Genomic DNA, 24,490 nt, shown 5'->3' on the forward strand with positions numbered 1-24,490 from the left:
CTACGGTGCGGGTGCCGGCCGCGGGACTCCGGTGCGACTTCCGGAACTTGCCTATTAAGCGATGCTTCGCTGTTCGTGCCCCCATTCCCCGGCCGGCGCCTTTGACGGACCGGGGGAGTGATGAGCGAGACGTTCGCCGACCTCGTCGCGTGCGAGGACGTGCTGATGTTCGTGAACGCGGCGATCACGTCCACGGGGCAGCGGGAGTTCCACCATGACTCGGGCGAGCAGCGGCTCAGCCTGGAGTTCCTGCACGAGTACATGCTGGAGAACTACCGCGACATGTACGCGGCGGTGCTCGCGCTGGACGTCAACGACCACAATGCGGCGATCATCATCCGCAACCTGCTGGTGCGGGCGGGCGACGTGGAGGTCGAGCGGCGGCGCGGCGAGGGTCGGCTGATTGCCCGGCGGCTGGAGGGGATGCCGCCGCAGCGGGTGTACAGGCTGTTTCGTGACCTTCGCAGGCTCGGTGTGAACAACCGGCGGACGCGCGCCGTCATCCGCGACTGGATGGCCGGACGTCGCGACCCGGCGTTCGACTCCGTCAAGTACCGGACGGCGGTGAAGGACGTGGTGCGCCACGCGCACCTGCGGCTCCACGGCGAGCAGCCCGCGTTCCTGTTCGCGCCGTCGGGCGTCAAGGCGTTCCAGACGCCCCTCTACGAGCAGTGGCGGCGGGCGCACTACGAGCAGGCCGCGATCTACGAGCTCCCGTACACGGTCGCGGAGGGGTTCGCCGCCAAGCACAAGATCCCGCGCGAGGTCTTCCTCGAGCGGATCCAGCACCGGATGACGCGGCTGGAGCGGCTGCGCCTCCAGGAGAGCGCGCGGGAGGCGAAGGTCGAGGCCGTGCGGGCCGACCTTGGCGAGATGCCGCTGACGAGGCTCGCGTCGTACGTGCTGGCCTTGCCGCTGGACGACCGGGCCCGGCGGCGGGCCGAGGTGTCCCAGGCCCTGCGCACCGCCGCGCGGCGCGTGGCCGGGGCCGCGCGGGGCTCGTGGGGACGGGTCACGGCCGTGCTGGACGACAGCTACTCCTCGCTGGGCTCGGGGGAGAAGCGCAGGCGCCCGCTGGCGGTCGCGCTCGCCGCGCACTACCTGCTGGAGGCGCTCGCCAAGGAGTACACGCCGCTGTGGACGTCGGGACGCACCGATGAGCTGCTGGTGTACCCGTCCGGACCGACGCCACTCGGCCACCGGATCATCGACGCGCTGGAGACGGGACCCGAGCGGCTCCTCATCGTCTCCGACGGCTGGGACAACGCGCCGCCGGGGCTGGCCGCGGACGTCCTGCGCGTCTGGCGGACGCGCCTCGACCCCGGCCACCGGCGCGCCCCGGGGCAGCGGGTCATGATCGTGCACCTCAACCCGGTGTACGACGCGGACGACTTCGACGTGCGGCGGCTGGCGCCGGGCGTGCCGACCGCGGGCGTGCGGGACGCCGAGGACCTTCCGGCACTGGTCGAGCTGGCCCGGTTCGCCGAGGGGCGGGTCGGCCTGCCGAAGCTGCGGGCGCACCTGGCCGACCGGACCGCCCGCTTCCTCGGGGAGCGCGCATGACGATCACGCTGGACGGGCTGAGGACCAGGCCCGCGCAGGTGTGGGGCTCGATCAGGCTCGTCCCGCTCGTGCGGGACGAGCCCGTGCCCTACCTGCGGCTGCACCGGAAGGTGTTCGAGGAGCCGGTGACGGTCGTGGACGTGGGCGACGCCGCCTACGTGTCATTCGTCCCCCACGCCTTCGTCGCGACGTGGAGCGACGGCGACCAGACGCAGGCGGCCTCGTACGGGGCGCGCCTCCTGGAGCGCGACACCCGGGCGGCCCCGCCGCGCATGCCCGTCCGGTTCACGCGGCGGATGGCCAGGAAGGCGGGCAAGGACAGGCTGCGGTTCCTCCCTTTGCACCTGGCGGTCGAGGGCTATCTGGCGCTGCATTTCGGGGGCCCGGAGATCGCGTGGGAGGAGTGGTCGCGCAGGGCGGTCGCGCACGGGCTGTCGCCGCGCTGCGAGGAGACCTACCTCGGCTGGCGGGTGCGCGGCCTGGAGGACGCGCTGCGGATCTTCGAGATCCATCCCGGGCAATGCGGCGTGCTGGTGTACGTCGCCGACGCCCTGGCCAGCGCGTTCGTCGTGCCGCACCCCGACGACTACCGCGCGCTGCACCCGACGCTGGTCGAGGATCTCTTCGGCGAGCTGATCTACATGTACGGCCTGCTGGGGGCGCCCGCGGGCGACCTGTCCGCGCCGATCGACGCCGCGGGAGTCCGGACGCTGGGCGACCTGCGCGCCGCGGCGGAGATGCGCGAGGCGGAGTGGGCCGCCTTCCACGACGAGGTCATGGCCGGGCGCCTGTTCGACGAGGACGGGTCGCGCCAGGCGGTGCAGTCGCTGCACGGGTTCGAACTGGCGAGGTTCCTGCCCTCGTTCGCGCTGGGCAGGGAGAACCACATCGGGGAGGTCATCACCGGCGGGGACGGCCAGGTCGCCTACCTCAAGACGTTCCGCCTCTCGGAAGCGCAGGTCAGGCGCGGGTACCTGCTCAGGCGGCTGGCCGAGCACGACTGGCGGCTGGGTGCCGCCGCGGCCGCTCTCGGCGCCGACGAGGCGGGGCTGGCGCTGCGCCTGGAGCGGGCCGGTTTCGGCTACCTGCTGCGGCAGGACGTCCGCGACCACTTCCGGGCGCGGCGCCGCGCTACCTGAGGCCCGCGAACAGGTCGTCCTCCCGGCCCGGCGCCTCGACCCGGCTGAGGTGGCGGATGAACGCCTCCGACGAGAACGCCGCCTTCTGCATCTCCTCCGGCAGCTTCAGCAGGAAGATGTTCTCGCCCTGGCTGGCGTGCGCCAGCAGCGCGTCGCGCTTGGCCTCGAAATGGGCGGAGACGTCGAGCGCGCTGGTGATCAGCTCGTCCGGGGTGCCGAAGTCCTCGGGCGGCTCGAAGCCGAGGTCCATGCCCGCCGCCCGGGCGGCCTCGAACATCTGCTTGATCCCCGACCGTGGAATGGCCGTGTAGTAGAGCTTGTCGGGAATGCCGGTCTGCTCGGCGGCGGCGAGCGCGATCCGGTGGGCCTGGATGTGGTCGGGGTGCCCGTAGCCGCCGTTCTCGTCATAGGTCACGACCACCTGCGGCCGGTAGCGCTCCATCAGGGCGGCGAGCCGCCCGGCGGACTCCTCCAGCGGGATGTTGGCGAACGCCGCCGGGTCGTCGTTGGTGGACCAGCCGTCCATACCGGAGTCGCGGTAGCCGAGCAGCTCCAGGTGGCCGATGTCGAGAAGGGAGGCCGACTCGCGGAGCTCGGCGAGGCGGCGCCGCGCCACCCCCTCGGCGTCGTGCCCGGGCTCGCCGGGCTTCACACCGCCGGAGTCGTCGCCCTGCTCCCCGTTGGTGCAGGTGACCAGGACCGTGCGGACGCCCTCGGCCGCACTGCGGGCGAGCAGGCCGCCGGTTCCCAGCACCTCGTCGTCAGGGTGGGCATGGACGGCCATCAGCGTGAGCTCTTGCGTCATCAGGGACTCCTCAGCAGGTTCGGCCGTCCACTCTATGTCCCGGGTGTGACAGTCGATCATGCCTGCGAGGTGGACTCCGCCCCCGACAGGTCGGCGGCCGTCAGCGGGTGCGCGGGCGCGTCGAACGGGAACAGCGAGGACGCCTCCATCCCGTCCACCAGGAGCAACTCGCCGGCGTCGAGCAGCCGCCAGCCGGGGTCGTCGTCCAGACGCTCGCTGGCGAGGACGCACGCGGGCGTCGGCTCCCGGTGCGCGGCCACCTTCACCCGCCCCTGCTCGCGGCCGGCGCCGAGATGGTGCTCCGCGCCCGGCTCGGTCAGGTGCGGCGTGGTCACCCACAGCTCGTGGGTGTCCGGATAGCGCAGCGCCCACAGCCGCCCCGACTCGGCCAGCAGGATGTTCAACGCGAAGATCGGCAACTCGGCGGCGATGCGCCGGACGGCCGCGATCAGCCCGGACGCGGTGTCGCCCCGCCGCCGGATCTCCGCGGTGATGTAGGCGAACATGAACTCCGAGTCCGTCTGCCCCTGGATCAGCGCCCGGTCCACGTCCGTGAGCCACGAGTCGAGGACGTCGACGCCCCGCACCACCCCGTTGTGGGCGAACAGCCGGTCGTCCATGACGAAGGGATGGGAGTTGTGGACGTCGGGGGCGCCGGTAGAGGCGTACCGGACGTGGGAGATGAAGGTGTGCGACACGACGTGCCGCGCCTCGGCGTTGAAGTCGGCGTCCCGGAACGCGGCGACGGGGGCGCGGTCGCGGACGGGCTCCTCGCCGAGCGAGAACCAGCCGAGGCCCGTCCCGTCGGGCATGCGGCGGCTCTGGGCGCGCAGGCTGTCGGGGGCGTCCAGCAGCCAGAAGGTGGCGCGGACGCGGGGCCCTCCCGTGGTCATCCCGAACAGGCGGCACATGCGGGGAGGATGCCCGCCTGACGGCGGCGTAAGACCACGCGCGGTAATGCGCGGGGCAAATGGCCTTCGACGCGCGGCCCCTGATGTCGTACGGTCCGTGTATGGGGTCGTCGCCGGTGGTTCTGCTGGACGTTGACGGAGTGCTCAACCCGTTCGAGCGGCCGCACCGCGGCTTCCAGCGGCATGAGTGCTCCCCGAACGGTGTGACGTACAAACTGTGGCTCCATCCCGGGCATGGCGCGGCGCTGCTCGACCTGGCCGAGTCCACGGGCGCCGAACTGGCATGGGCGAGCTACTGGGGCCACCAGGCCAACGTGTGGATCGCCCCCCGGGTCGGGCTTCCGGAGCTGCCGTTCGTGCCGATCCCGCGGTTCCCCGGTATCACCGAGGGGCGCACGCTGGGCGCGTGGAAGGCCCGGCACGTGGCCAGGTGGGCGGAGGGCCGGCCGTTCGTCTGGTTCGAGGACGAGCCGGACGCGACCGACTGCATCGCGGGGGAGCCGGACGTCGCCGACCACCTGCTCGTGGAGATCGACCCGCTCACCGGCCTGACCGACGACCACCTCGGGGCCGCCGCGGCCTGGCTGCGCGCTCGCTCCGGGTGAGCCGGGGGCCGGGCGGCCCGAGGTTCCATTCGTCCAAGACGCCCCTTCCGAGGGCCTCCTAGCGTGGGGAGGGCGAGGAAGGGAGTCGACCATGCCGAGATCACCACTGATGGACCTGGCCTTCGGGTTCATGCCGGCGCAGATGATTCACGTGGCCACCGAGATCGGGGTGGCGGACGCCTTCACCGATGACAGGCCGAGGTCGAGCACCGAACTGGCGGAGGCGACCGGCACCCACGCGCCGTCCCTGCACCGGCTGCTGCGCGGGCTCACCGGCCTCGGCGTCGTCGAGCAGAAGGAGCCGGACCTGTTCGCGCTGACCGAGGAGGGGCGGCGGCTGCGCGCGGACGCCCCCGACTCGATCCGCTCGCTGATCAGGCTCTTCTGCGGCCCGCAGGTATGGCGGACGTGGGGCGACATGGCGGAAACGGTCCGCACGGGCGAGTACGCATGGGAACGGGTGACCGGCAGCACGCCGTTCGAGTACTTCGCCTCGGACGCGGAGCTTTCGGTGACGTTCAACCGGGCGATGGCCGAGCACACCCGCGACGTCGCGCCGGCGGTCATCGAGGCGCACGACTTCGGCCGCTACGGGACGGTCGCCGACCTCGGCGGCGGGGACGGCACGCTGCTCGCCGCGATCCTGCTGGCCGTGCCCGGCCTGCGCGGCGTCCTGTTCGACCTGCCGTCGGGACTGGCCGACGCTTCCGGCACCCTGGCCGACGTGGCCGAACGGGCCGAGATCGTGCCGGGCGACTTCTTCGAGGCCGTCCCCGAACGCGCCGACGCCTACGTGCTCAAGAGCGTCATCCACGACTGGGACGACGAGAAGGCCGCGGCGATCCTGCGGAACTGCCGGGCCGCGATGGGCCCCGGCGACCGGGTGCTCCTTCTGGAGCAGGTCATGCCGGAGATGGTCACGCCTGGGTCGGGAGGGATCGTGAACAACGATCTCAACATGCTCGTGGCGACCGGCGGCCGGGAACGCACCGAGGCCGAGTTCCGGGAACTGCTGGACAGCGCGGGACTCACGGCCGTCTCCCTGACCGGGCCGCTGCGCGAGACCGCCTACCACGTCATCGAGGCGAAGATCGCGGACTAGGTTGTGTCAGGGGCCGCTTACGGCGGGGGCGCGCGGCCGTGCAGGATGGGACCGCCGCAAGCAGCCCGACGAAGGAGTGTCGCGTGAGTTCTCTCGACGGCCGTACGGCCCTGGTCACCGGAGGAAGCCGGGGGATCGGCCGGGCCATCGCCCTGGCGCTGGCCGCGGACGGCGCCCGGGTCGCCGTCGCCTACCGGCGCGACGACGAGGCCGCGCGCAAGACGGTCGCCGACATCGAGGCGGCCGGGGCGCGGGGCCGCGCGTTCCGCGCCTCGGTCGACGACCTCGCCCAGTGCCGTTCCCTGGCCGCTCAGGTGGAGGCGGAGCTGGGCGGGCTGGACATCCTCGTGCACAGCGCCGGGATAGCCAGCCGCGGCAACAGCGTCGCCGACACCGACCCGGCCGAGCTGGAGCGGGTCATGCGCGTGCACGCGTTCGGCCCGCACCACCTCAGCCAGGCGCTGATCCCGCTGATGCGGCGCGCCGAGCGCAGCGACCTGGTCTTCGTGTCGAGCGTCGCCACGGACCTGATGCCGGCGTTCGGCGGCCCCTACGCGATGGGCAAGGCCGCGATGGAGGCGCTCGCCCAGGTGGTCGCCAAGGAGGAGCGCGGCAACGGCATGCACGTCAACGTGGTCGCGCCCGGCCTGGTGGACACCGAGATGGGGCGCCGGCTGGTCCGCGCCACGGCCGGGATCGAGGACATCCGGCAGCAGGACGCCGCGTCCCCCTACGGGCACGTGTGCACGCCCGAGGAGGTCGCCGACGTGGTCCGGTTCCTCGTCTCGGACGCCGCGTCCTACGTCACCGGGCAGCGCGTCGTCGTGGACGGCGGGACGTTCTGACGCTCAGTGGCGCGTCCAGTCGGGCTGGGCGAAGCCGGCGACCCTGGCGGGCCGGCCGAGCAGCACCACCTCGCGGAACTGCCACAGCATCGCGCCGGTCGGCGCGTGGACGCGCCACTCGGGGCCGAGCCACATCTGCAGCAGGCGCCCGCCGCCCGGCTGCGGGACCCAGACCGGGGTGTCGTCGGCGGCGAGCCGGCGCAGGCTCGTGTGGTGGACGGAGTGGACCTCGTCCGGGCTCGGTGCGAGCGGCCCCGGGTCGTCCAGCACCACCACGACCGGTGTGATCGCGAAGCCGGAGGCGGCGGGGAAGTCGTCGAGCCTGCCGAGCACGTCCGCGGGGCCCGCGGTCAGGCCGAGTTCCTCGTGCAGCTCGCGCAGCGCCGCCTGCTCGGGGCTCTCGCCGTCCTCCATGCGGCCGCCCGGCAGCCCCCACTGGCCCGCGTTCCGTCCCTGGTAGGCGCGCCTGATGACGATCACCGACGGGACGCCGTCGTGCTCGACCGCGCACAGCACGACGCCGGCGCGGTACAGACCGGGCGCGTCGGGGACCGTCGTGTGCGCGAAGGAGCCGAGCCGCTCGGCGGCGAGCGCCCGGAACGCGGCGAGGTCGTCGAAGGGGCCGGGGGTGGGGGCGCTCATGCGTCGATACTGCCAGGCCCGGTCTCCGCGTCCGGGCCCGCCTCCCGCGCGTAGCGGCCGGGCGGGGTCCCCACGGCGGCGGTGAAGTCGCGGGTGAAATGCGCCTGGTCGGCATAGCCGAGCTCGGCCGCCAGGTCCGCCCAGTCGACCCCCGTTCCGGACGCGGCCCGCTCGGCGGCCTCCTGCATGCGGAACCGCCGGATCACCCATTTGGGGCCGATGCCCACGTACTCGTGGAACAGGCGCTGCAGGCTCCGCGTGCTCAGCCCGACGTCCGCGGCCAGCTCGCCGACCCGCACCAGGCCCGGCCGCGCCGCGATCCGCTCGACGACCGCGGCGGCCTTGGCGGCGGACGGATCGGGCTCGGGACGCAGCCCGGACAGGAACGCCGCGAGCCGCCCGACCGCCTCGTAGGCGTCGGCGATCGCGAAGACCTCCTCGGCGAGCGTCAGGCCCTCCTCGCCGAAGACCTCGTCCACTCCAGGGAACCGGCCGGTCAGCGTGGACACCGGCGCGTCCATGAACGGCCTGAACCCGCCCGGCCGGAAGGCGGCCCCCACGACGCGCCCCTCGCCGTGGATCTCCTCGACGAAACCGTCCCGCACGACTCCCGCGATGCGCGCCCGCGTCGTCCCGGCGGTCAGGTAGCTGGTGAACGTCAGGTGGACCGACGGGCGCGTGAGGACCCGCTGGCGGTGCGGCGGGCGCCCCCGCAGATCCCAGTGCAGCACCCAGAAGTTCGCGACGAACGGCGCGAGCGCGGCGGGCGGTTCGAGCCGCTCGATCCGGAAGCGCTCCAGCCCCGTCCGCGCGTGCAGGATGCCCCGCGTCCCGCCGGGTAGGGATCGTTCCACCGGCTCAGGCTAATCGGTGTCGCGTTTGTTCAAGACCCGCGCCGCGGACCCGCTCTAGCGTGCAGATGTGTTCGAACGGATGAGCGAGGAAGAGATCATGGATATCCGGAGCCAGATGGTCCCCGCCGCGCAGGCCGCGGCACGGATCGTCCTGGAGGTCCCCGAAGAGAGGCTGGACGCGCCCACTCCCTGCCCGGACTGGGACGTGCGGGCGCTTCTCAACCATCTGATCTTCTGGAGCGCGCGGGGCGAGAGCGCCGCGCGCAGGACGCCGCCCACCGGGCCGGGGGAGGACCACGACTTCACCGCCGAGCCCGGCTGGGCCGAGCGGTTCGCGGAGCAGGCCGGCCGGACCGCACAGGCATGGCAGGACCCCGCCGCCTGGGAGGGGAACACCAGCCTCACCGGCAACAAGGAGGGCATGCCCGCCGGATTCATCGCCGGGATCGTGCTCGGCGAGTGCGTCCTGCACGGCTGGGACCTCGCCGTCGCCACCGGCCGCGGGCCCGCCTTCCCGGAGCCGGTGCTCCAGGCCGCCTGGCAGCAGGTCGCCTCCACCGCGGAGATCAGCCGCCAGTACGGCGCGCTCGGTCCGGAGGTCGCCGTGCCGGACGACGCGCCGCTGCTCGACCGCGTCCTCGGGATGTCCGGGCGCGATCCGTCCTGGAAGCCCTGATTATCCCGGCGCGAGCGGGTGCCCGCGCGCTCTACGCTGGGAGGCATGTCTTCGACCTCTTCGATCCGCGTACGTTTCGCCCCGTCACCGACCGGCATGTTCCATGTCGGCGGCGCCCGCTCGGCGCTGTTCAACTGGGCGATGGCCGCGCAGTCGGGCGGGACGCTCGTGCTGCGGATCGAGGACACCGACGCCTCCCGCAACAGCCCCGAATGGACCGAGGGCATCATCCGCGCCCTGGCATGGCTCGGGATGGACGGCGGGCAGTATGAAGGCCCCTACTTCCAGTCAGCCAACGCCGACAAGCACGCCGAGGCCGTCCACACGCTGAAGGACGCCGGCCGGGCCTACTACTGCGACTGCTCCCGCGAAGCGGTGGTGGCCCGGACCGGCGACCAGCACAAGGGCTACGACGGCTTCTGCCGCGACCGCGGCCTGGAGCAGGGCCCCGGGCGGGCGCTGCGCTTCCGCACCCCGGACGAGGGCCAGACCACCGTCGTCGACCTGCTGCGCGGCAAGCCCGTCTTCGACAACGCCGTCCTGGAGGACTTCGTCATCGCCCGCGCCGACGGGTCCGTCACGTTCCTGCTGGCCAACGCGGTCGACGACATGAGCCAGGGCATCACCCACGTGGTGCGCGGCGAGGAGCACCTGTCCAACGCGCCCAAGCAGCAGCTGCTGTGGGAGGCGCTCGGCGCGGAGCCGCCGGTGTGGGCGCACGTGCCCGTCATCGTGAACGAGAAGCGGCAGAAGCTGTCCAAGCGGCGCGACAAGGTCGCCCTGGAGGACTACCGCGCCGAGGGCTACCTCGCCGAGGCTATGCGCAACTACCTGATGCTGCTCGGCTGGGCCCCGTCCGACGACCGCGAGATCGTCCCGTGGGACGTCATGGTCGAGGAGTTCCGCATCGACGACGTCAACACCTCGCCCGCGTTCTTCGACGTCAAGAAGCTCCGCGCGATCAACGGCGAGTACATCCGGGCCCTGCCCCCCGAGAAGTTCATCGCCGAGTGCCTGCCGTTCCTGCAGGAGGCGCCCTTCGACGTCGACGTGGCGGTGTTCGCCGAGCTGGCGCCGCTCGCCCAGACCCGCGTCGCGCTGCTGTCGGAGATCGTCCAGATGATCGACTTCGCGTTCCTGGACGAGCCGCCGGCGGACGAGCAGTCCTGGAACAAGGCGATGAAGGAGCCCGCCGCCGCGATCCTCGCCGCCGCCGAGGCCGCCTACCAGGACGCGCCCTGGAACGCCGCCGAGCTGAAGGACCGGCTGGAGCGGGTCGGCGCCGAGCACGGGCTCAAGCTCGGCAAGACCCAGGCGCCCGTCCGCGTCGCCGTCACCGGCCGCACGGTGGGGCTGCCGCTGTTCGAGTCCCTGGAGATCCTGGGCCGCGACCGCACCCTCGCCCGCATCGCCGCCGCCCGCGCCCGGCTGGAGGCCGCCGCCTAGCTGTGTTTTCTCAGTCCCGGCCCACGTAGCTCGCCTGGCGGCTCGCTACGTGACCTGGCCTGGGCGAACGCGGCATCGCTTCGCGATCTGCCCGGCTCCGCTCGCCTCCGGCCTCGCTCCACCGGCCGGCTCACGCGTTCGCGCGCTTGACCGAGGCCACTTCGAGGCAGGCCTTGGCAGCGTATGCCCGGGCGCCGCGAGTCGCGTCAGTCCTGGGCGGGTGCCTGCCCGTTCAGGGCCTCGCGGAGCAGCAGGATCCTGCGGCTGAGCTCCTCGTACTCGTCGCGCAGCGAGGCCGGGACGTGCTTGCCCAGCACCTCGGCCTGCTCCTCCACCGAGGCCAGGCGCTCGCCCGCGGAACCGTCGGCGGACGCCTCCTGCGGCGTCCCCTCGGGCCGCGCCTTCAGCAGGGCCGTCTGGTCCCGCAGCAGGGCCGCCTGCTCGCGCAGCAGCGCCGTCTGGTCGCGGAGCTGCTTGTTCTTATTGTGCAGCTCCACGAACACCGAGACCTTGGCCCGCAGCACCCACGGGTCGAACGGCTTGGAGATGAAGTCGACCGCGCCCGCCGCGTAGCCGCGGAAGGCGTAGTCGGGGTCGCTGTTCACCGCCGTGAGGAAGATGATCGGCAGGTCGCGGGTCTTCTTGCGGCGCTTGATGTCGCGGGCCGTCTCGAACCCGTCCATGCCCGGCATGACGACGTCCAGCAGGATGACCGCGTACTCCTCGGTGAGCAGCGCCTTCAGCGCGTCCTCACCGGACCGCGCCCGGACCAGATCCTGGTCGAGCGAGCTGAGGATGGCCTCCAGCGCGATCAGGTTCTCCTCGCGGTCGTCCACGAGCAGGATCTTGGCCTTGTCGTCCACGCGCCTCTCTCCGATCCCGGTCCCCACCAGCGCCGCACCCCCACGGCGACCCTACTGTCCGGCTCCTCTCCTCAGCGGACGATGGAGGGCTGCAGCCAGTTCCTCATCACATCAAGGAGATGGTCCACGTCCACGGGCTTCGGCACATAGTCCGACGCGCCCGAGGCAAGGCTCTTCTCCCGGTCCTCCTTCATCACCTTGGCCGTGATGACGATGATCGGCAACTCGGCGAACTGCGGCATCTCCCTGATCGCGGCCGTGGTGGCGTAGCCGTCCAGGCCCGGCATCATGATGTCCATCAGCACGACCGCCACATCGGGGTTGCGGTGCAGGACGTCGATCCCGGCCTGCCCGTCCTCGGCGTAGAGGACCTCCATGCCGTAGCCCTCAAGGACGCTGGTGAGCGCGAACACGTTCCGCACGTCGTCGTCGACGATCAGGACCTTGCGGCCCGACAGGACCGTGTCGAGGAAGTCCGTGGGCGGCTCCTGCAGCATCCCGTTCAGCGCCTGCTCGGACTTGGGGCGTTCCCCGCCGGGCGGGCGCTGCTCCACCAGCGCGCCCTCCGCGGCGGCCCCGACGCCGCCGTTCCCGCGGCCGGGACCGGAGACCACCCCGGGCGCGGCCTCCGCACCCGCTACGATCCCCTCGTCCGGCAGCGCCGAGCGGCGCCGGCCGTCGCGGTCGCTGTACTGGGCGGGCAGGTAGAGCGTGAACACGCTGCCGCGGCCCGGCTGGCTCTCGGCGTGGATCTCCCCGCCCAGCAGCCGCGCGATGTTCCGGCTGATCGACAGGCCGAGGCCGGTGCCGCCGTAGCGGCGGCTGGTCGTCCCGTCGGCCTGCTGGAACGGCTCGAAGATCTCCTGGAGCTTGTCGGCGCTCACCCCGATCCCGGTGTCGATCACCCGGAAGGCGATCACGTCGGGGGTGTTCCACAGCGCGGGCAGCGTGAAGTCGATGTCGCCGGCCCGCTCGATCAGCAGCCGCACCTCGCCCTCGGCGGTGAACTTCACCGCGTTCGACAGCAGGTTGCGCAGCACCTGCTGGAGCCGCTGCTCGTCGGTGTTGAGGGTGGCCGGCACGTCCGGCGCGACCTCCACCCCGAACTGCAGGCCCTTGTCGACCGACAGTGGGCGGAACGTGGCGTCCACGTAGTCGACCAGCGCCGACACCGACAGCCGCTGCGGGTGGGCCTCCATCTTCCCGGCCTCGACCTTCGCCAGGTCCAGTATGTCGTTGATCAGAACCAGCAGGTCGGTGCCGGACTCGTGGATCGTCCGGGCGAACTCCACCTGCTTGCCGGTGAGGTTGCCGTCCTGGTTCTCCGACAGCAGCTTGGCCAGCACCAGCAGGCTGTTCAGCGGCGTGCGCAGCTCGTGCGACATGTTCGCCAGGAACTCCGACTTGTACCGCGAGGAGATCGCCAGCTGCTCGGCGCGCTCCTCCAGCGTCCGCCTGGCCTGCTCGATCTGGAAGTTCTGGATCTCGATCGCGCGGTTCTGCTGGGCCAGCAGCGCCGCCTTCTCCTCCAGCTCGGTGTTGGAGTGCCGCAGCTCGCCCTGCTGGCGCTGCAACTCGTCCGAGCGCTCCTGCAGCTCCTGCGCGAGCCGCTGCGACTCGCCGAGCAGCGCCTCGGTGCGGGTGTTGGCCCGGATCGCGTTGAGCGTGACCCCGATCGTCTCGATCAGCTGGCTGAAGAACGCCAGGTGGACGTCGGTGAACCGGCCGAACGAGGCCAGCTCGATCGCGCCGAGCACCTCGTCCTCGAACACGATCGGCAGCACGATGATGTTGACCGGGGACGACTCGCCGAGACCGGACCCGATCTTGACGTAGTCGGCGGGGGCGTCGGCGATCAGCAGCGGCCGACGCTCCTGCGCGGCCTGCCCGACCAGGCCCTCGCCCAGCCCGAACCGGACGTGGCCCCCGCGGTGACGGCGCGTCCCGTACCCGGCGATCAGCGCGAGGTCGGTCTCCTCGCCCGCGTTCTCGGCCAGGTAGAACGCGCCGTACTGGGCGCTGGCGGTCGGCGTCAGCTCACGCATGATCAGGTCGGCGACCTGCTGGAGGTCGCGGTGGCCCTGCATGAGCCCGCCGATCCGCGCCAGGTTGGTCTTGAGCCAGTCCTGCTCCTCGTTGGCACGGGTCGTCTCGCGCAGCGTCGCGACCATCAGGTTGACGTTGTCGCTCAGCTCGGCGACCTCGCCCCGCGCCTCCACGGTGATCGTCCGGGTGAGGTCGCCGGTGGCGACCGCGCTCGCGACCTCGCCGATCGCGCGGACCTGGGTCGTCAGGTTGCCGGCCAGCTCGTTGACGCTCTCGGTGAGCCGCTTCCAGGTGCCCGAGACGCCCTCGACCTCGGCCTGGCCGCCGAGGCGGCCCTCGATGCCGACCTCCCGCGCGACACGCGTGACCTCGGACGCGAACGACGACAGCGTGTCCACCATCGTGTTCAGCGTGGTCTTCAGCTCCAGGATCTCGCCCTGGGCGTCCACGTCGATGCGCCGCGTCAGGTCGCCGTGAGCGACGGCGGTCGCGACCTGCGCGATGTTGCGGACCTGGTAGGTCAGGTTGGATGCCATGCCGTTGACGTTGTCGGTCAGGTCCTTCCACATTCCGCCCGCGCCGGGCACCCGGGCCTGGCCGCCGAGGCGGCCCTCGGTGCCGACCTCGCGGGCGACGCGGCTGACCTCGTCGGCGAACGCCGAGAGCGTGTCGACCATCGTGTTGAGGGTGGTCTTGAGCTGGAGGATCTCGCCCTGCGCGTCGACCTCGATCTTGCGGGTCAGGTCGCCCTGGGCCACCGCCGTGGTGACCTGCGCGATGCCGCGCACCTGGTTGGTGAGGTTGTTCGCCATCGAGTTGACGTTGTCGGTCAGGTCGAGCCAGACCCCGCCCGCGCCGGGCACGATCGCCTGGCCGCCGAGCCGCCCCTCGGTGCCGACCTCCCGCGCCACGCGGGTCACCTCGGACGCGAACGCCGACAGCGTGTCGACCATCGCGTTCACGGTGTCCTTGAGCTCCAGGATCTCGCCCTGCGCGTCCACCGTGATCTTCTTGCCGAGGTCGCCCTCGGCGACGGCGGTGGTGACCTGGGCGATGTTGCGGACCTGGTAGGTCAGGTTGGACGCCATGCCGTTGACGTTGTTGGTCAGGTCCTTCCACACGCCGCTCACGCCGGGCACCCGGGCCTGGCCGCCGAGGCGGCCCTCGGTGCCGACCTCGCGGGCGACGCGGGTGACCTCGTCGGCGAAGGCCGAGAGGGTGTCGACCATCGTGTTGACGGTGTTCTTGAGCTGCAGGATCTCGCCCTGCGCGTCGACCGTGATCTTCTTGCCGAGGTCGCCCTCGGCGACGGCGGTGGTGACCTGGGCGATGTTGCGGACCTGGTAGGTCAGGTTGTTCGCCATCGCGTTGACGTTGTCGGTCAGGTTCTTCCAGACGCCGCTGACGCCCGGCACGTTCGCCTGGCCGCCCAGCTGCCCCTCGGTGCCGACCTCGCGGGCGACGCGGGTGACCTCGCCGGCGAACGCCGACAGCTGGTCGACCATGGTGTTCACTGTGAGCTTCAGCTCCTGCAGCTCACCGGTCGCCTCCACCGTGACCTTGCGGGTCAGGTCGCCGCGGGCCACCGCCGTGGTGACCTCCGCGATGTCGCGGACCTGCGAGGTCAGCCGCGACGCCATCACGTTCACCGACGCGGTCACGTCCCGCCAGCGGCCGGTCATGCCGCGCGCCGGGGCCTGCCCGCCGAGCCGCCCCTCGGTGCCGACCTCGCGGGCGAACTGGGTGACCTCCCAGGTGAACTGGTCGAGCAGCTCGACCATCCCGTTGACCGACTTGGCCATGCGCAGCAGCTCCCCGCGCATCGGCCTCCCGCGCACCCGCAGCTCCACCCGCTGGCTCAGGTCACCGGCGGCCACCGCCTCCACCACCTGGCTCATCCCGGTGGCCAGGTCGGTGAGCTTGTCGATGATCGCGTTGGAGTCCTCCACCGCGCTCGCCCAGGTGCCCCGCAACGTCCCCGGCGTCAGGCGCCCCCGCAGCTGCCCCTCCCGGCCGATCTCCTTCCGGACGCGGCTCAGGCCCGAGGCGAGCTCCATGCCGTTCTCGCGGATCTCCTCCAGGACGGCCGCGGCCTCGGCCACGGCGCCCTCGCCCGGCACGTCCAGCTCCGCCCTCGCCCTGCCGTCCCGCACGGCGACCAGCGCCTTCAGGAGCGGTTCGAGGTCCGCGTCGCTGTAACGCGGGGTGGTGTCGCGGTACCCGCCGCCGGGGCGGGCACGTGACGCGGTACGCGGCATGCTCTTCATCCTCCTGGCCCGCGATTCATCGGTTGTCCGGATACCACGGACTCCTGGCTGCTCTGGGGGCCTCATCGGCCGCACCTGTACTCTACGTCGCCGCGCGGCGGCGGACTTTCCTCCGCGTGCTTCCGGGGCCGGGGCGGGACCGGCCGCGCGTTCGCCCTCGTAGCCTTCGTGTTACGGTCTGTCGTGTTGTGGCGGGGGTCGTGTAGGCCCAGGCCGGACGCATTCCCGGGCGGGTTCCCGGCACTCGGTGCCGGGCGGCCGACCAGTCTGTCACGATAGCCAGGCCCGGGTAGGGAACGCTTCGAACGAGGGACGACAGTTGGATCGGCAGACGGCGACGGCCACCTTCCCGTCCGCCGCGGCGGCGGTCGCGGACGCACGCCGTTTCGTTCGCAAGGTGCTGGCCGACTGGGGCATGGACGCGGTGGCCGACGACGCCGTCCTCGCGACGAGCGAGCTCGCCACCAACGCGATCGCCTACGCGGGGACCTCGTTCGAGGTCTCCTGCCGCCTGGCGGGCGGGGACGTCGAGATCGAGGTCCGCGACCGCCACCCCACCCGCGGCATCGAGATGCCGGGCGTCACCGCCTCCAGCGGACGGGGGCTCCCGTCGATCGCCCGCCTTGCCGACTCCTGGGGCGTCTCCTACGACCGCCGCACCAAGGGCGTCTGGTTCCGGCTGCCCCGGCCCGGCGCCACCGGCTCCGGCGCCGCGGCCGCGGAAGGCGCGGAGGCCGCCTTCACCGCCGACGTCGCCGCGAACGGCTCCGTGCGGGACGACCACTCCGTCCACGAGCGCGGCGCCCGTGACGCGGCCGAGCCGGTGCGGGAGGCCTCGGGCGCCGGCGCCCAGGCCCGGGAGAGCGGGCTAGCGGGCGGCGCGAGCGAGGTCCCCGTGGCCGGTGACCGGCTCCTGCGCTCCCCGGCGGCGGTGGAGGCCATGGCGGACGGTGTCGCCGCCGCACGGGAGGTCCTCGGCGCGGAAGGCGCCGCCGTCCTGCTGACCGAGCGCGACGGACGGCTGATCATGGGGTCGGCCGCCGGGACGGCCGCCGAGATGCCGCTCGGCGAGCTGTCGGTCGGCTCCCTCGCCCCGGCCGCCCGCTCCGGCTCCGCCTGGGTCGCCGCGGACGCCTCCGACCCGACCGCCGCGGCGCTGCGGGCCTCGTCGCTGGCCGCCGCGCCACTGGAGTCCCAGGGCCGCCTGACGGGCCTCATCGTGGCCGTCTCGTCCCTGTCCGGCCGCTTCGACGAGTCCGACGGCGTCCGGCTCGGCCGCCTCGCCGACGAGATGTCGCTCTCCCTGGAGAAGGCCAGGGTGGGCGAGTTGGAACGATCCTGGCGCGGCTGGCTCAGCTTCGTCGCCGAGGCCAGCGACCTGCTCGCCGGCACCCTCGACCAGGAGCGCACGATGGCGCTGGTCGCCCAGCTCGTGGTGCCGCGCCTGGCCACCTGGTGCGCCGTCTACACCGTCACCGAGGCCGAGCCCGACCGGCTCGCCTACGTGTGGCACGCCGACGAGGAGCGCTCCGACGGCCTGCGCGACCTGCTCGAACACGCGGGCGCCGCCCCGCCCACCGACGCCTCCGGGCCCTGGCACGGGCTCGCCACCGCGCCCGAGGAGGTCCGGGCCGCCGTCGGCGGCACCGCCACCGACCAGGTCTACGGCTTCCCGCTGATCGCCCGCGGCAGGCGCATCGGCACCATCGTGATCGGCCGCCCGGCCGGCGACCGCTTCCCGCGCAGCGCGATCGAACTGGCCGAGGAGCTGAGCCGCCGCGCCGCCCTGGCCGTCGACAACGCGCGCCTGTTCTCCGCCCAGACCGCCATGAGCAGCGCCCTGCAGCGCAGCCTGCTGCCGCCCGGCATCCCCGAGATCCCCGGCCTCGAGGTGGCGGTGGTCTACGAGCCCGCCGGGGAGGGCAGCGAGGTCGGCGGCGACTTCTACGACGTCTTCGAGAGCGGCCGCCCGCCCGGCGGCCCGGCCCCCGCGTCCCGCTGGCGGTTCGCCATCGGCGACGTGTGCGGCACCGGCCCCGAGGCCGCCGCCGTCACCGGCCTGGCCCGGCACGCGCTGCGCATCCTCGCCGCCGAGGACCTGTCCGTCCCGGCCGTCCTCGCCCGCCTCAACCGGCTCATCCTCGGCGAGGGCGAGCGCGGGCGGCTGCTCACCCTGCTGCACGGCGAGATCGCGGCCCGCCGGCGCCGCGACGGCGTGACGATCAAGCTGACGAGCGCGGGGCACCCGCCCCCGCTGGTGCTCGACCCTGAGGGCGGCGTGCGCGAGGCCGCCTCGCCGCAGCCGCTGCTGGGCGTCTTCGACGGTGTGGAGTTCACCACCGACACCGTCGAGCTGCGCCGCGGAGAGGTCCTGCTCTGCGTGACCGACGGCGTCACCGAGCGGCGCTCGGGGAGCCGGCTGCTCGGCGACGGGCACGGACTGGAGCGGATTCTCGCCGACTGCACCGGACTGAGCGCCGGCGCGGTGGCGGCCCGTATCCAGCGCGCGGTGCGCGACTTCGGCCCGGAGCCGTCGAACGACGACGTTGCCCTCATCGTTCTGCGGGCGTCATGATGGAGACCAACAATCGGTAAGGTGGGGTGGCGTGGGGCTTGCCTTGCACACGACACGACAGGACGGCCGTGCGACGATCGCCGCGCGCGGCTCGATAGACCTGCACTCCTCCGACGAGCTGCGCGCTCGGCTGACCGAGCTCGTGGACGCGGGCGAGCGGTCGGTCGTCGTCGACCTCGCGGCGGTCGACTTCTGTGACTCCTCCGGCCTGAACGTCCTCGTCCGCGCGTACAAGCACGCGCGCGCGCAGAACGCCACGCTCACCGTCACCGGGGCCTACGGCCGCGTCGAGAACGTGCTGCGCACGACCGGGCTCGACCGCTTCCTCATCGAGGGCCCGGCGGAGGAGGCTTCGGCCGATGGGCGGTGAAGGGAAACGATGAAGAACGGCGAGCGGGCGGAGTGACCGACCCGATGACCGAGACCACGCTGCGCGCGGCGCCCCAGACCGAGGCGGTCGAGTACGCCAGGCGACTCGCGGCCCGCACCATGCGCACCTGGGCGCTCATGGACCGTGAGGAGCTCGTCACCGCGATCGTGGCGGAGCTCGTCGCCAACGCCGTCCGGCACGCCGGAACGGCCCTGGAGCTGCGGCTGCTGCGCGGCAGTGGCCGGATCCGAGTCGAGGTCCGCGACCGCGCGGCCCAATTGCCCCGGCTGACCGTCCCGGGCCCCCTGGACGAGTCGCACCGCGGCCTGTTCATCGTCGACCGCTTCGCCAACTCCTGGGGAGCCGACCCGGTGACCGGCGGAAAGGTCGTCTGGGCCGAGGTCGACATCTGACACCCGTTCCGCCTGGACGGGGCCCTTCCGCACGGGCTCCGACCGGCGGCGCGCCCACCGCACGTGGCGGGTGGGCGCGCACCGATGCGGCGGAGCCGGTCAGACGGACTTGCGGTACAGCTCCGCGACCATGAAGGCCAGGTCCAGCGACTGGCCCCGGTTGAGCCGCGGGTCGCAGGCCGTCTCGTAGCGCTGGTGAAGGTCGGCCTCGGCGAGCCCCTGGCCGCCGCCGACGCACTCGGTCACGTCGTCGCCCGTGAACTCGATGTGGATGCCGCCCGGGTGCGTGCCGAGGGCCCGGTGGACCTCGAAGAACCCGGCCACCTCGTCCAGCACGTCGTCCAGCCGCCGGGTCTTGTGCCCGCTCGGCGCCTCGAACGTGTTGCCGTGCATGGGGTCGCAGATCCACGCGACCGGGGCCCCGCTCTGGTGCACCTTCTCGATCAGCGGCGGCAGCGCGTCGCGAATGCGGGCGGCGCCCATGCGGGTGATGAAGGTGAGCCGGCCGGGCTCGCGCTCGGGGTTCAGCCGCTCCATCAGGGCCAGCGCGTCGTCGGCCGAGGTCGTCGGGCCGAGCTTCACCCCGATCGGGTTGCGGATGTGGCGCAGGAACTCCACGTGCGCGCCGTCGAGCTGCCGGGTCCGCTCGCCGATCCACAGGAAGTGCGCGGAAACGTCGTAGGGAAGGCCGCTCAGGTGGTCGATGCGCGTCAGCGCGCGCTCGTACTCCAGCAGCAGCGCCTCGTGGCTGGAGTAGAACTCCACCCCGTGGAACTCGTCCGGGTTCGCCCCGCACGCCTTCATGAACGTCAGCGCCCGGTCGATCTCGCCCGCCAGCTGCTCGTAGCGGCGGCCCGCCGGGCTCTGCGCGACGAAGTCCTGGTTCCAGGCGTGCACCTGGCGCAGGTCGGCGTAGCCGCCCTTGGTGAACGCCCGGCACAGGTTCAGCGTCACCGCCGAGCAGTGGTAGGCCTTGAGCAGGCGGTGCGGGTCGTTGCGCCGTGAGGCGGCGTCGAAGGCGAACCCGTTCACCGCGTCGCCCCGGTAGGCGGGCAGTTCCACGCCGCCGCGGGCCTCCACGGGCTTGGAGCGCGGCTTGGCGTACTGGCCCGCCATCCGGCCGATCTTCACGACGGGGACGCTCGCCGCGTAGGTGAGGACGACCGCCATCTGCAGCAGCGTCTTCAGCTTGTTCTTCACCGCGTCGGCGTTCGACCCCTCGAACGTCTCGGCGCAGTCGCCGCCCTGCAGGACGAAGGCCTCACCGCGGGCGACGTCCGCGAGCTGCGCCTTCAACTGGTCGCACTCGCCGGCGAAGACGAGCGGCGGCTGGGCCGCCAGCTCGGCGGCCACTTCGCCTACCTCGTCCGGATCGTCCCAATCGGGCTGCTGGAGGGCGGGGAGGGCGCGCCACGCGTCGAGGTCCCCGATGACGGCGGAAGTACTCACCCTGAAAGGCTATGGCACGCCCCGCCCTCCGTGAACGGAACGCCCCGCGCGCCCGGGGTTCACAGACCCCGCGGAAACGGCCGGGCGGCCCCGTTTCCGGGACCGCCCGTTCGCCGGTCGTGCGGCGGGACGCCGTTTTCGCTCGCTCAGGCCGCCCGGGTCCCGGCGGTGGCCGGTTCCGGCGCGCCGCCGTTGCCGGCCCCGCCCATGAGCGCCCGGCGGCCGCTCAGGTCGGTGTCGTTGGCCAGCTGCCGCAGCCGCCGCAGCGAACGGTCGGTGATCTGCCGGACGCGGTTGTGGCTCAGCCCGTACCGGGCGCCGATCTGCGCGTACGACAGCGGCTGGCCGCTGTCCATCCCGAACCGGGCCCGCAGGATCGCGGACTCGCGCTCGGGAAGCCGGTCCAGCAGCCGGCCGAGGCCCTCGATGTCGTCCAGGGCGAGGATCTCCGCCTCCGGTGTGACGGCGTCCGGATCCTCCAGCAGGTCGCCCATGGGCGTCTCGCCGGCGTCGTCGACGGTCGCGTCCAGGCTCGCCGGGTCGCGCCGCCAGCGCAGCAGCTCGTCGACGTGCTCGGCGTCGGCGCCGACGGCGCCCGCGAGCTCCTCGCGGGTCGGCTCCCTGCCGAGCTCGCGGCTGAGCTGGCGCTCGGCGCGCCGCAGCCGGGACAGCTCCTCCTCGACGTGGACGGGCAGGCGGATCGTGCGGGCGGTGTGGCTCAGCCCGCGGCCGATGGCCTGCCGGATCCACCAGGTGGCGTACGTGGAGAACTTGAAGCCGCGGCGGTAGTCGAACTTTTCCACCGCGCGCATCAGCCCCAGGTTCCCCTCCTGGATGAGGTCAATGAGGGGCAACGAGTCGGTCGGGTACTTCCGGGCGATCGAGACGACCAGCCGCAGATTGGCCTCGACGAAGCGTTGCTTCGCGCGCAGCCCGGCCGCGGCCACCTCCGCCAGCTCCTCGCGGGACGCGCCCTCGGGCACGGTCCCCTCGTCGAGCAGCTGTTCGGCGTACAGGCCCCCTTCGATCGCCTTGGCCAGATCGACCTCCTCCTGCGCGTCGAGCAGGGGAGTACGGCCGATCCGGTCGAGGTACGCCCCGACAAGATCCTTGTCGGGGACTTCGACCCTGTCGCCCTTGGTACGGGTTCCAGCCATCCTGACCCTTCTCCGGTGCGATCTCCCTAGGAGGACAACGCCAATTACCGCTCTGTGATTCCCGGGTGGGGAATACTGCGAGGCTGTAAGCCGCTCTACGTCGTGATACCCCGACTGAGGAGAAACCGACATGGCGACGGTCACACTGACCGCTGAGAACTTCGACGAGGTGGCTCAGGGCGACGGCATCGTGCTGGTCGACTTCTGGGCCGAGTGGTGCGGCCCCTGCAAGAGGTTCGCGCCCGTCTTCGAGCGGTCGGCGGACAAGCACGAGGACATCGTCTTCGGCAAGGTGGACACCGACGCCGAGGCCGAGCTCTCGGAGCGGTTCGGCATCCGGTCCATCCCCACGCTGATGGCGATCCGGGACGGCATGATCGTGTTCGCCGAGCCGGGCGCGCTGCCCGAGTCGGTGCTGGAGAACGTGATCGAGCAGGTCCGCGGCCTCGACATGGAGGACGTCCGCCGGCGCGCGAAGGCCTGATCCGCCTTCCGCCAGGTTGCGCGGACGAGACGTGCGGCGGGCGCCGGGAAGGCGCGAGGGCAAAGAAGCGGACGGCGCCGCCCCCCGGCCGGCCGGCATGGTCGATGATGGACGGATGCTCGCCGATGTCGTCCGATACCTGGTGTGCCCCGTGTGCGGGGCCGACCTCGAACTGGCCGACCGCCGCCTGACCTGCCCGGGCGGGCACACCTTCGACATCGCGCGGCAGGGGTACGCGAACCTGCTGCCGGGCAACGCCCGTCCGGGCACGGCAGACACGCCGGAGATGGTCCGCGCCAGGGACGAGTTCCTGACGGCCGGCCACTTCGCGGCTCTCGCGGACCGGCTCGCCTGCAGCGTCTCGGCCGCCGATCCCGACTTCGTCCTGGACGCGGGCGCCGGAACCGGGCACTACCTCGGTCGCATCCTCGACCGTTCGCCGGACGCCGTCGGCCTCGCCCTGGACATCTCCAAGCACGCGGCCCGGCGCGCCGCGAAGGCGCATCCGCGCTGCGGCGCCGTCGTCGCGGACCTCTGGCGCCCGTTCCCGCTGCGCGACGGCGCGGCCGACACTGTCGTCAACGTGTTCGCCCCGCGCAACGCGACCGAGTTCCACCGCGTGCTTCGCGACGACGGACTGCTGTTCACGGTGACGCCGTCACCCCGGCACCTCGGGACGCTCGTCGAGCCCCTCGGCCTGCTGTCGATCGACAAGCACAAGACCGAGCGCATGGACGCGGCGCTCTCCGGCTACTTCAAGCTGGACTCGCGCCAGGAACTCGAAACCGAGACCGTCCTGACGCACGGCGAGGCGATCACGCTCGTCGGCATGGGGCCGAGCGCGCACCACGTTCCGCCGGAGCGGCTCAGGGAACGGCTGGAAAGGCTGCCCGAGCCGCTGCGGGCACCGCTGTCGTTCGTCCTGTCCACCTACCGGCGGCTGGAGTAGCCGCGTCCCCGACCTGCGCGATCTCCAGCAGCACCTGCGGGGTCTCGCCCGGATCCGTCACCTCTCCGACGCCCGGCACGTCGACCGCCGCGTACACGAACGACGCGACGAGCGACCGGGCCGACGCGCTCAGCAGGAGACGCTGGAGGGCCTGTCCCGCCCGGAGCCACTCGGCACGGGAGTCGCCCCGCGTGGTGAGCACGGCCCGCTGCCCCGAGTTCGGTCCCGGGGGAAGCTTGCGGAGCGTGGCCCCTTCCAGCCTCGCCTCCCCGGCCAGTTCGTCGACGACGGTCAGAGGAGGGTGGGCGCCCGAGGCGGAGGGACCGGCGCGGAACGGCCGGAGAGTGGCGGCGTAGAGAAGCCGCTCCTCGCGAGACACGCGGTGGCGCCCGGCCAGACGCACGGACGCGAGGACAGATGGACGTCCGGCATCGGGAAGCAACCGCACGACGGCCTCATGACCGAGTTGGGTGGCGGCCAGGCGCAGGTTCACCAGCGCGGCGCCGCTGCTGAGATGGAGGCCGCGCCCGGCGGGGTCGTGCGCCGGTCGGAACCTGGCCGGGTCCGCGTGCACCTCGATCAGACCGGAGACGACCTTGAACCTCCAGGCGTGCACGTCATGAACCGTGGGCCCCATCGTCGCGGCGACCACGAGACGCTCCGCCGAGGCGCGGACGGCGGTGGGCACATTCACGGGGATTCCTCCTGACCTCGGGCGGCAACCGACCCGGGAGCCACCGCCCGCCCCGTGAGAGGGTCCGCCGCGGGGAGAGCGGTCAGGGCACGCTACCCCACTGTGAGCCGAAGCACGTAGTGCGTGAAAGGCGAGGTCAGCGCGCCCGAAGGTGGGCGCGGGTGACAAAGGGGGCGGCTGGGCGCGGCCCGCGATTTGACGGTCCCGGCGAGCCGTCTTAATGTCTTCCTCGCCCCCAGGGGATGGGGACGCCGAGAGGCGGCCCGGCCCCGAGGAGCAAGCCACCGAAAATGGTTCGAGCGCCGCTCGGATTGCTGTAAGGTGGTGCAAGAGCCCGGAACGGGATGCAGGACGCCGCAAGGTGGCCGGCCCGCAGGGCGCCTCCCACGGAACGATCTCTTCCGAGTCTTCGGCTTGGTTGGTGCTCGTCGCGTGGGGGACCGGACACACCCTCGGACGTCAAAAAGATCTTCGCAGTTCGACTTGACACCGAAGATGAGTCTGGTAAGTTAGCAGGGTTGCCCCGGAGCCGGGGGCCGTGAGAGCGGGGTCCGGCGCGGTGGGTGTCCGTTTCTTGAGAACTCAACAGCGTGTTAAAAGCCAGTGCCTTTATCGGCTCGGTCGAGTTCGGCCGG

21 protein-coding genes are annotated in these 24,490 nt (G+C 72.4%); 12 read left to right on the forward strand and 9 right to left on the reverse strand.

Translation table 11 applies throughout. The annotated features are described in order from the left end of the window. Positions 1-120 precede the first annotated feature (120 nt). Together AB0C84_RS34695 and AB0C84_RS34700 are read left to right on the forward strand one after the other, a co-directional pair. The gene (locus tag AB0C84_RS34695) at positions 121-1,563 is read left to right on the forward strand and encodes a hypothetical protein (protein ID WP_361074606.1); all 1,443 of its coding nucleotides are present in this window, start codon (positions 121-123) and stop codon (positions 1,561-1,563) included. After that, complete coding sequence (locus tag AB0C84_RS34700; RefSeq protein WP_361074608.1) at positions 1,560-2,702, forward strand: hypothetical protein; 1,143 nt, start codon at positions 1,560-1,562, stop codon at positions 2,700-2,702. The genes AB0C84_RS34695 and AB0C84_RS34700 overlap by 4 nt, the downstream gene beginning before the upstream one ends. On the opposite strand, the gene AB0C84_RS34705 is transcribed toward AB0C84_RS34700, so the two are convergent. Then, positions 2,695-3,507, reverse strand: coding sequence for a PIG-L family deacetylase (locus tag AB0C84_RS34705; RefSeq protein ID WP_258945198.1), 813 nt, complete (start codon positions 3,505-3,507; stop codon positions 2,695-2,697). The genes AB0C84_RS34700 and AB0C84_RS34705 overlap by 8 nt on opposite strands. Positions 3,508-3,563: 56 nt before the next feature. Beyond that, positions 3,564-4,418: a class II glutamine amidotransferase gene (locus AB0C84_RS34710; protein ID WP_361074610.1), complete on the reverse strand. Its 855-nt coding sequence runs from the start codon at positions 4,416-4,418 to the stop codon at positions 3,564-3,566. A gap of 101 nt (positions 4,419-4,519) precedes the next feature. Here AB0C84_RS34710 and AB0C84_RS34715 point away from each other — a divergent pair, with 101 nt between their 5' ends. The 3 genes from AB0C84_RS34715 (at position 4,520) to AB0C84_RS34725 (ending at position 6,970) form a co-directional block, all read left to right on the forward strand. Further along, positions 4,520-5,023 (forward strand): HAD domain-containing protein, encoded by a 504-nt coding sequence (locus tag AB0C84_RS34715; protein WP_179848393.1) that lies wholly within the window; start codon positions 4,520-4,522, stop codon positions 5,021-5,023. Between the two features lie 91 nt (positions 5,024-5,114). Then, positions 5,115-6,125 (forward strand): methyltransferase, encoded by a 1,011-nt coding sequence (locus tag AB0C84_RS34720; RefSeq protein WP_179848394.1) that lies wholly within the window; start codon positions 5,115-5,117, stop codon positions 6,123-6,125. Between the two features lie 83 nt (positions 6,126-6,208). Continuing rightward, complete coding sequence (locus AB0C84_RS34725) at positions 6,209-6,970, forward strand: SDR family oxidoreductase (protein ID WP_361074613.1); 762 nt, start codon at positions 6,209-6,211, stop codon at positions 6,968-6,970. Between the two features lie 3 nt (positions 6,971-6,973). Here the strand turns inward: AB0C84_RS34725 and AB0C84_RS34730 are convergent, their stop codons facing one another. Together AB0C84_RS34730 and AB0C84_RS34735 are read right to left on the reverse strand one after the other, a co-directional pair. Then, a complete protein-coding gene (locus AB0C84_RS34730; protein WP_361074615.1) occupies positions 6,974-7,612 on the reverse strand; it encodes a CoA pyrophosphatase in 639 nt (212 codons plus the stop codon). Continuing rightward, positions 7,609-8,466: a DUF6597 domain-containing transcriptional factor gene (locus tag AB0C84_RS34735; protein ID WP_361074617.1), complete on the reverse strand. Its 858-nt coding sequence runs from the start codon at positions 8,464-8,466 to the stop codon at positions 7,609-7,611. Before AB0C84_RS34735 ends, AB0C84_RS34730 begins: the two co-directional genes overlap by 4 nt. 97 nt (positions 8,467-8,563) lie before the next feature. On the opposite strand from AB0C84_RS34735, the gene AB0C84_RS34740 reads away from it, so the two are divergent. Both AB0C84_RS34740 and gltX read left to right on the forward strand, forming a co-directional pair. Further along, positions 8,564-9,142 (forward strand): TIGR03086 family metal-binding protein, encoded by a 579-nt coding sequence (locus AB0C84_RS34740; RefSeq protein WP_361074619.1) that lies wholly within the window; start codon positions 8,564-8,566, stop codon positions 9,140-9,142. 45 nt (positions 9,143-9,187) lie between these two features. Then, the gene (gene gltX, locus AB0C84_RS34745; protein WP_361074621.1) at positions 9,188-10,588 is read left to right on the forward strand and encodes a glutamate--tRNA ligase; all 1,401 of its coding nucleotides are present in this window, start codon (positions 9,188-9,190) and stop codon (positions 10,586-10,588) included. A 206-nt stretch (positions 10,589-10,794) separates the two neighbouring features. Here gltX and AB0C84_RS34750 read toward each other — a convergent pair whose 3' ends face one another. Both AB0C84_RS34750 and AB0C84_RS34755 read right to left on the reverse strand, forming a co-directional pair. Continuing rightward, complete coding sequence (locus AB0C84_RS34750; protein WP_361074623.1) at positions 10,795-11,451, reverse strand: response regulator; 657 nt, start codon at positions 11,449-11,451, stop codon at positions 10,795-10,797. Between the two features lie 71 nt (positions 11,452-11,522). Further along, positions 11,523-15,755, reverse strand: coding sequence for a HAMP domain-containing protein (locus tag AB0C84_RS34755; RefSeq protein ID WP_361074626.1), 4,233 nt, complete (start codon positions 15,753-15,755; stop codon positions 11,523-11,525). Positions 15,756-16,083: 328 nt separating this feature from the next. Between AB0C84_RS34755 and AB0C84_RS34760 the strand changes: the two genes are divergently transcribed. From AB0C84_RS34760 to AB0C84_RS34770, 3 genes are read left to right on the forward strand one after another with little or no spacing between them, the layout of a single operon-like run. Further along, positions 16,084-18,339, forward strand: a complete 2,256-nt coding sequence (locus AB0C84_RS34760) for a SpoIIE family protein phosphatase (RefSeq protein WP_361074628.1) — start codon at positions 16,084-16,086, stop codon at positions 18,337-18,339. 43 nt (positions 18,340-18,382) lie between these two features. Beyond that, entirely contained in the window at positions 18,383-18,709 is a 327-nt protein-coding gene (locus AB0C84_RS34765) for an STAS domain-containing protein (protein ID WP_229810691.1), read from the forward strand. 44 nt (positions 18,710-18,753) lie between these two features. Continuing rightward, positions 18,754-19,122 carry an ATP-binding protein gene (locus AB0C84_RS34770; RefSeq protein ID WP_217919851.1) on the forward strand — a complete coding sequence of 123 codons (369 nt, stop codon included), beginning with the start codon at positions 18,754-18,756 and terminating at the stop codon, positions 19,120-19,122. 99 nt (positions 19,123-19,221) lie between these two features. Here the strand turns inward: AB0C84_RS34770 and AB0C84_RS34775 are convergent, their stop codons facing one another. After that, positions 19,222-20,571: a class II 3-deoxy-7-phosphoheptulonate synthase gene (locus AB0C84_RS34775; protein ID WP_361074631.1), complete on the reverse strand. Its 1,350-nt coding sequence runs from the start codon at positions 20,569-20,571 to the stop codon at positions 19,222-19,224. 146 nt (positions 20,572-20,717) lie between these two features. Then, positions 20,718-21,728, reverse strand: a complete 1,011-nt coding sequence (locus tag AB0C84_RS34780; RefSeq protein ID WP_361074632.1) for a sigma-70 family RNA polymerase sigma factor — start codon at positions 21,726-21,728, stop codon at positions 20,718-20,720. A 130-nt stretch (positions 21,729-21,858) separates the two neighbouring features. Here AB0C84_RS34780 and trxA point away from each other — a divergent pair, with 130 nt between their 5' ends. Then, a complete protein-coding gene (trxA, locus tag AB0C84_RS34785) occupies positions 21,859-22,212 on the forward strand; it encodes a thioredoxin (RefSeq protein ID WP_179848403.1) in 354 nt (117 codons plus the stop codon). A 115-nt stretch (positions 22,213-22,327) separates the two neighbouring features. Then, entirely contained in the window at positions 22,328-23,161 is an 834-nt protein-coding gene (locus AB0C84_RS34790) for a putative RNA methyltransferase (protein WP_361074635.1), read from the forward strand. Here AB0C84_RS34790 and AB0C84_RS34795 read toward each other — a convergent pair. Beyond that, positions 23,079-23,855, reverse strand: coding sequence for a hypothetical protein (locus AB0C84_RS34795; RefSeq protein ID WP_361074637.1), 777 nt, complete (start codon positions 23,853-23,855; stop codon positions 23,079-23,081). The two genes, AB0C84_RS34790 and AB0C84_RS34795, sit on opposite strands and share 83 nt — an antisense overlap. Between the last annotated feature and the right edge of the window lie 635 nt (positions 23,856-24,490).

The sequence above is a fragment of the Actinomadura sp. NPDC048955 genome (assembly GCF_040649435.1).
In the GTDB taxonomy this organism is placed as follows: Bacteria; Actinomycetota; Actinomycetes; order Streptosporangiales; family Streptosporangiaceae; genus Spirillospora; species Spirillospora luteofluorescens.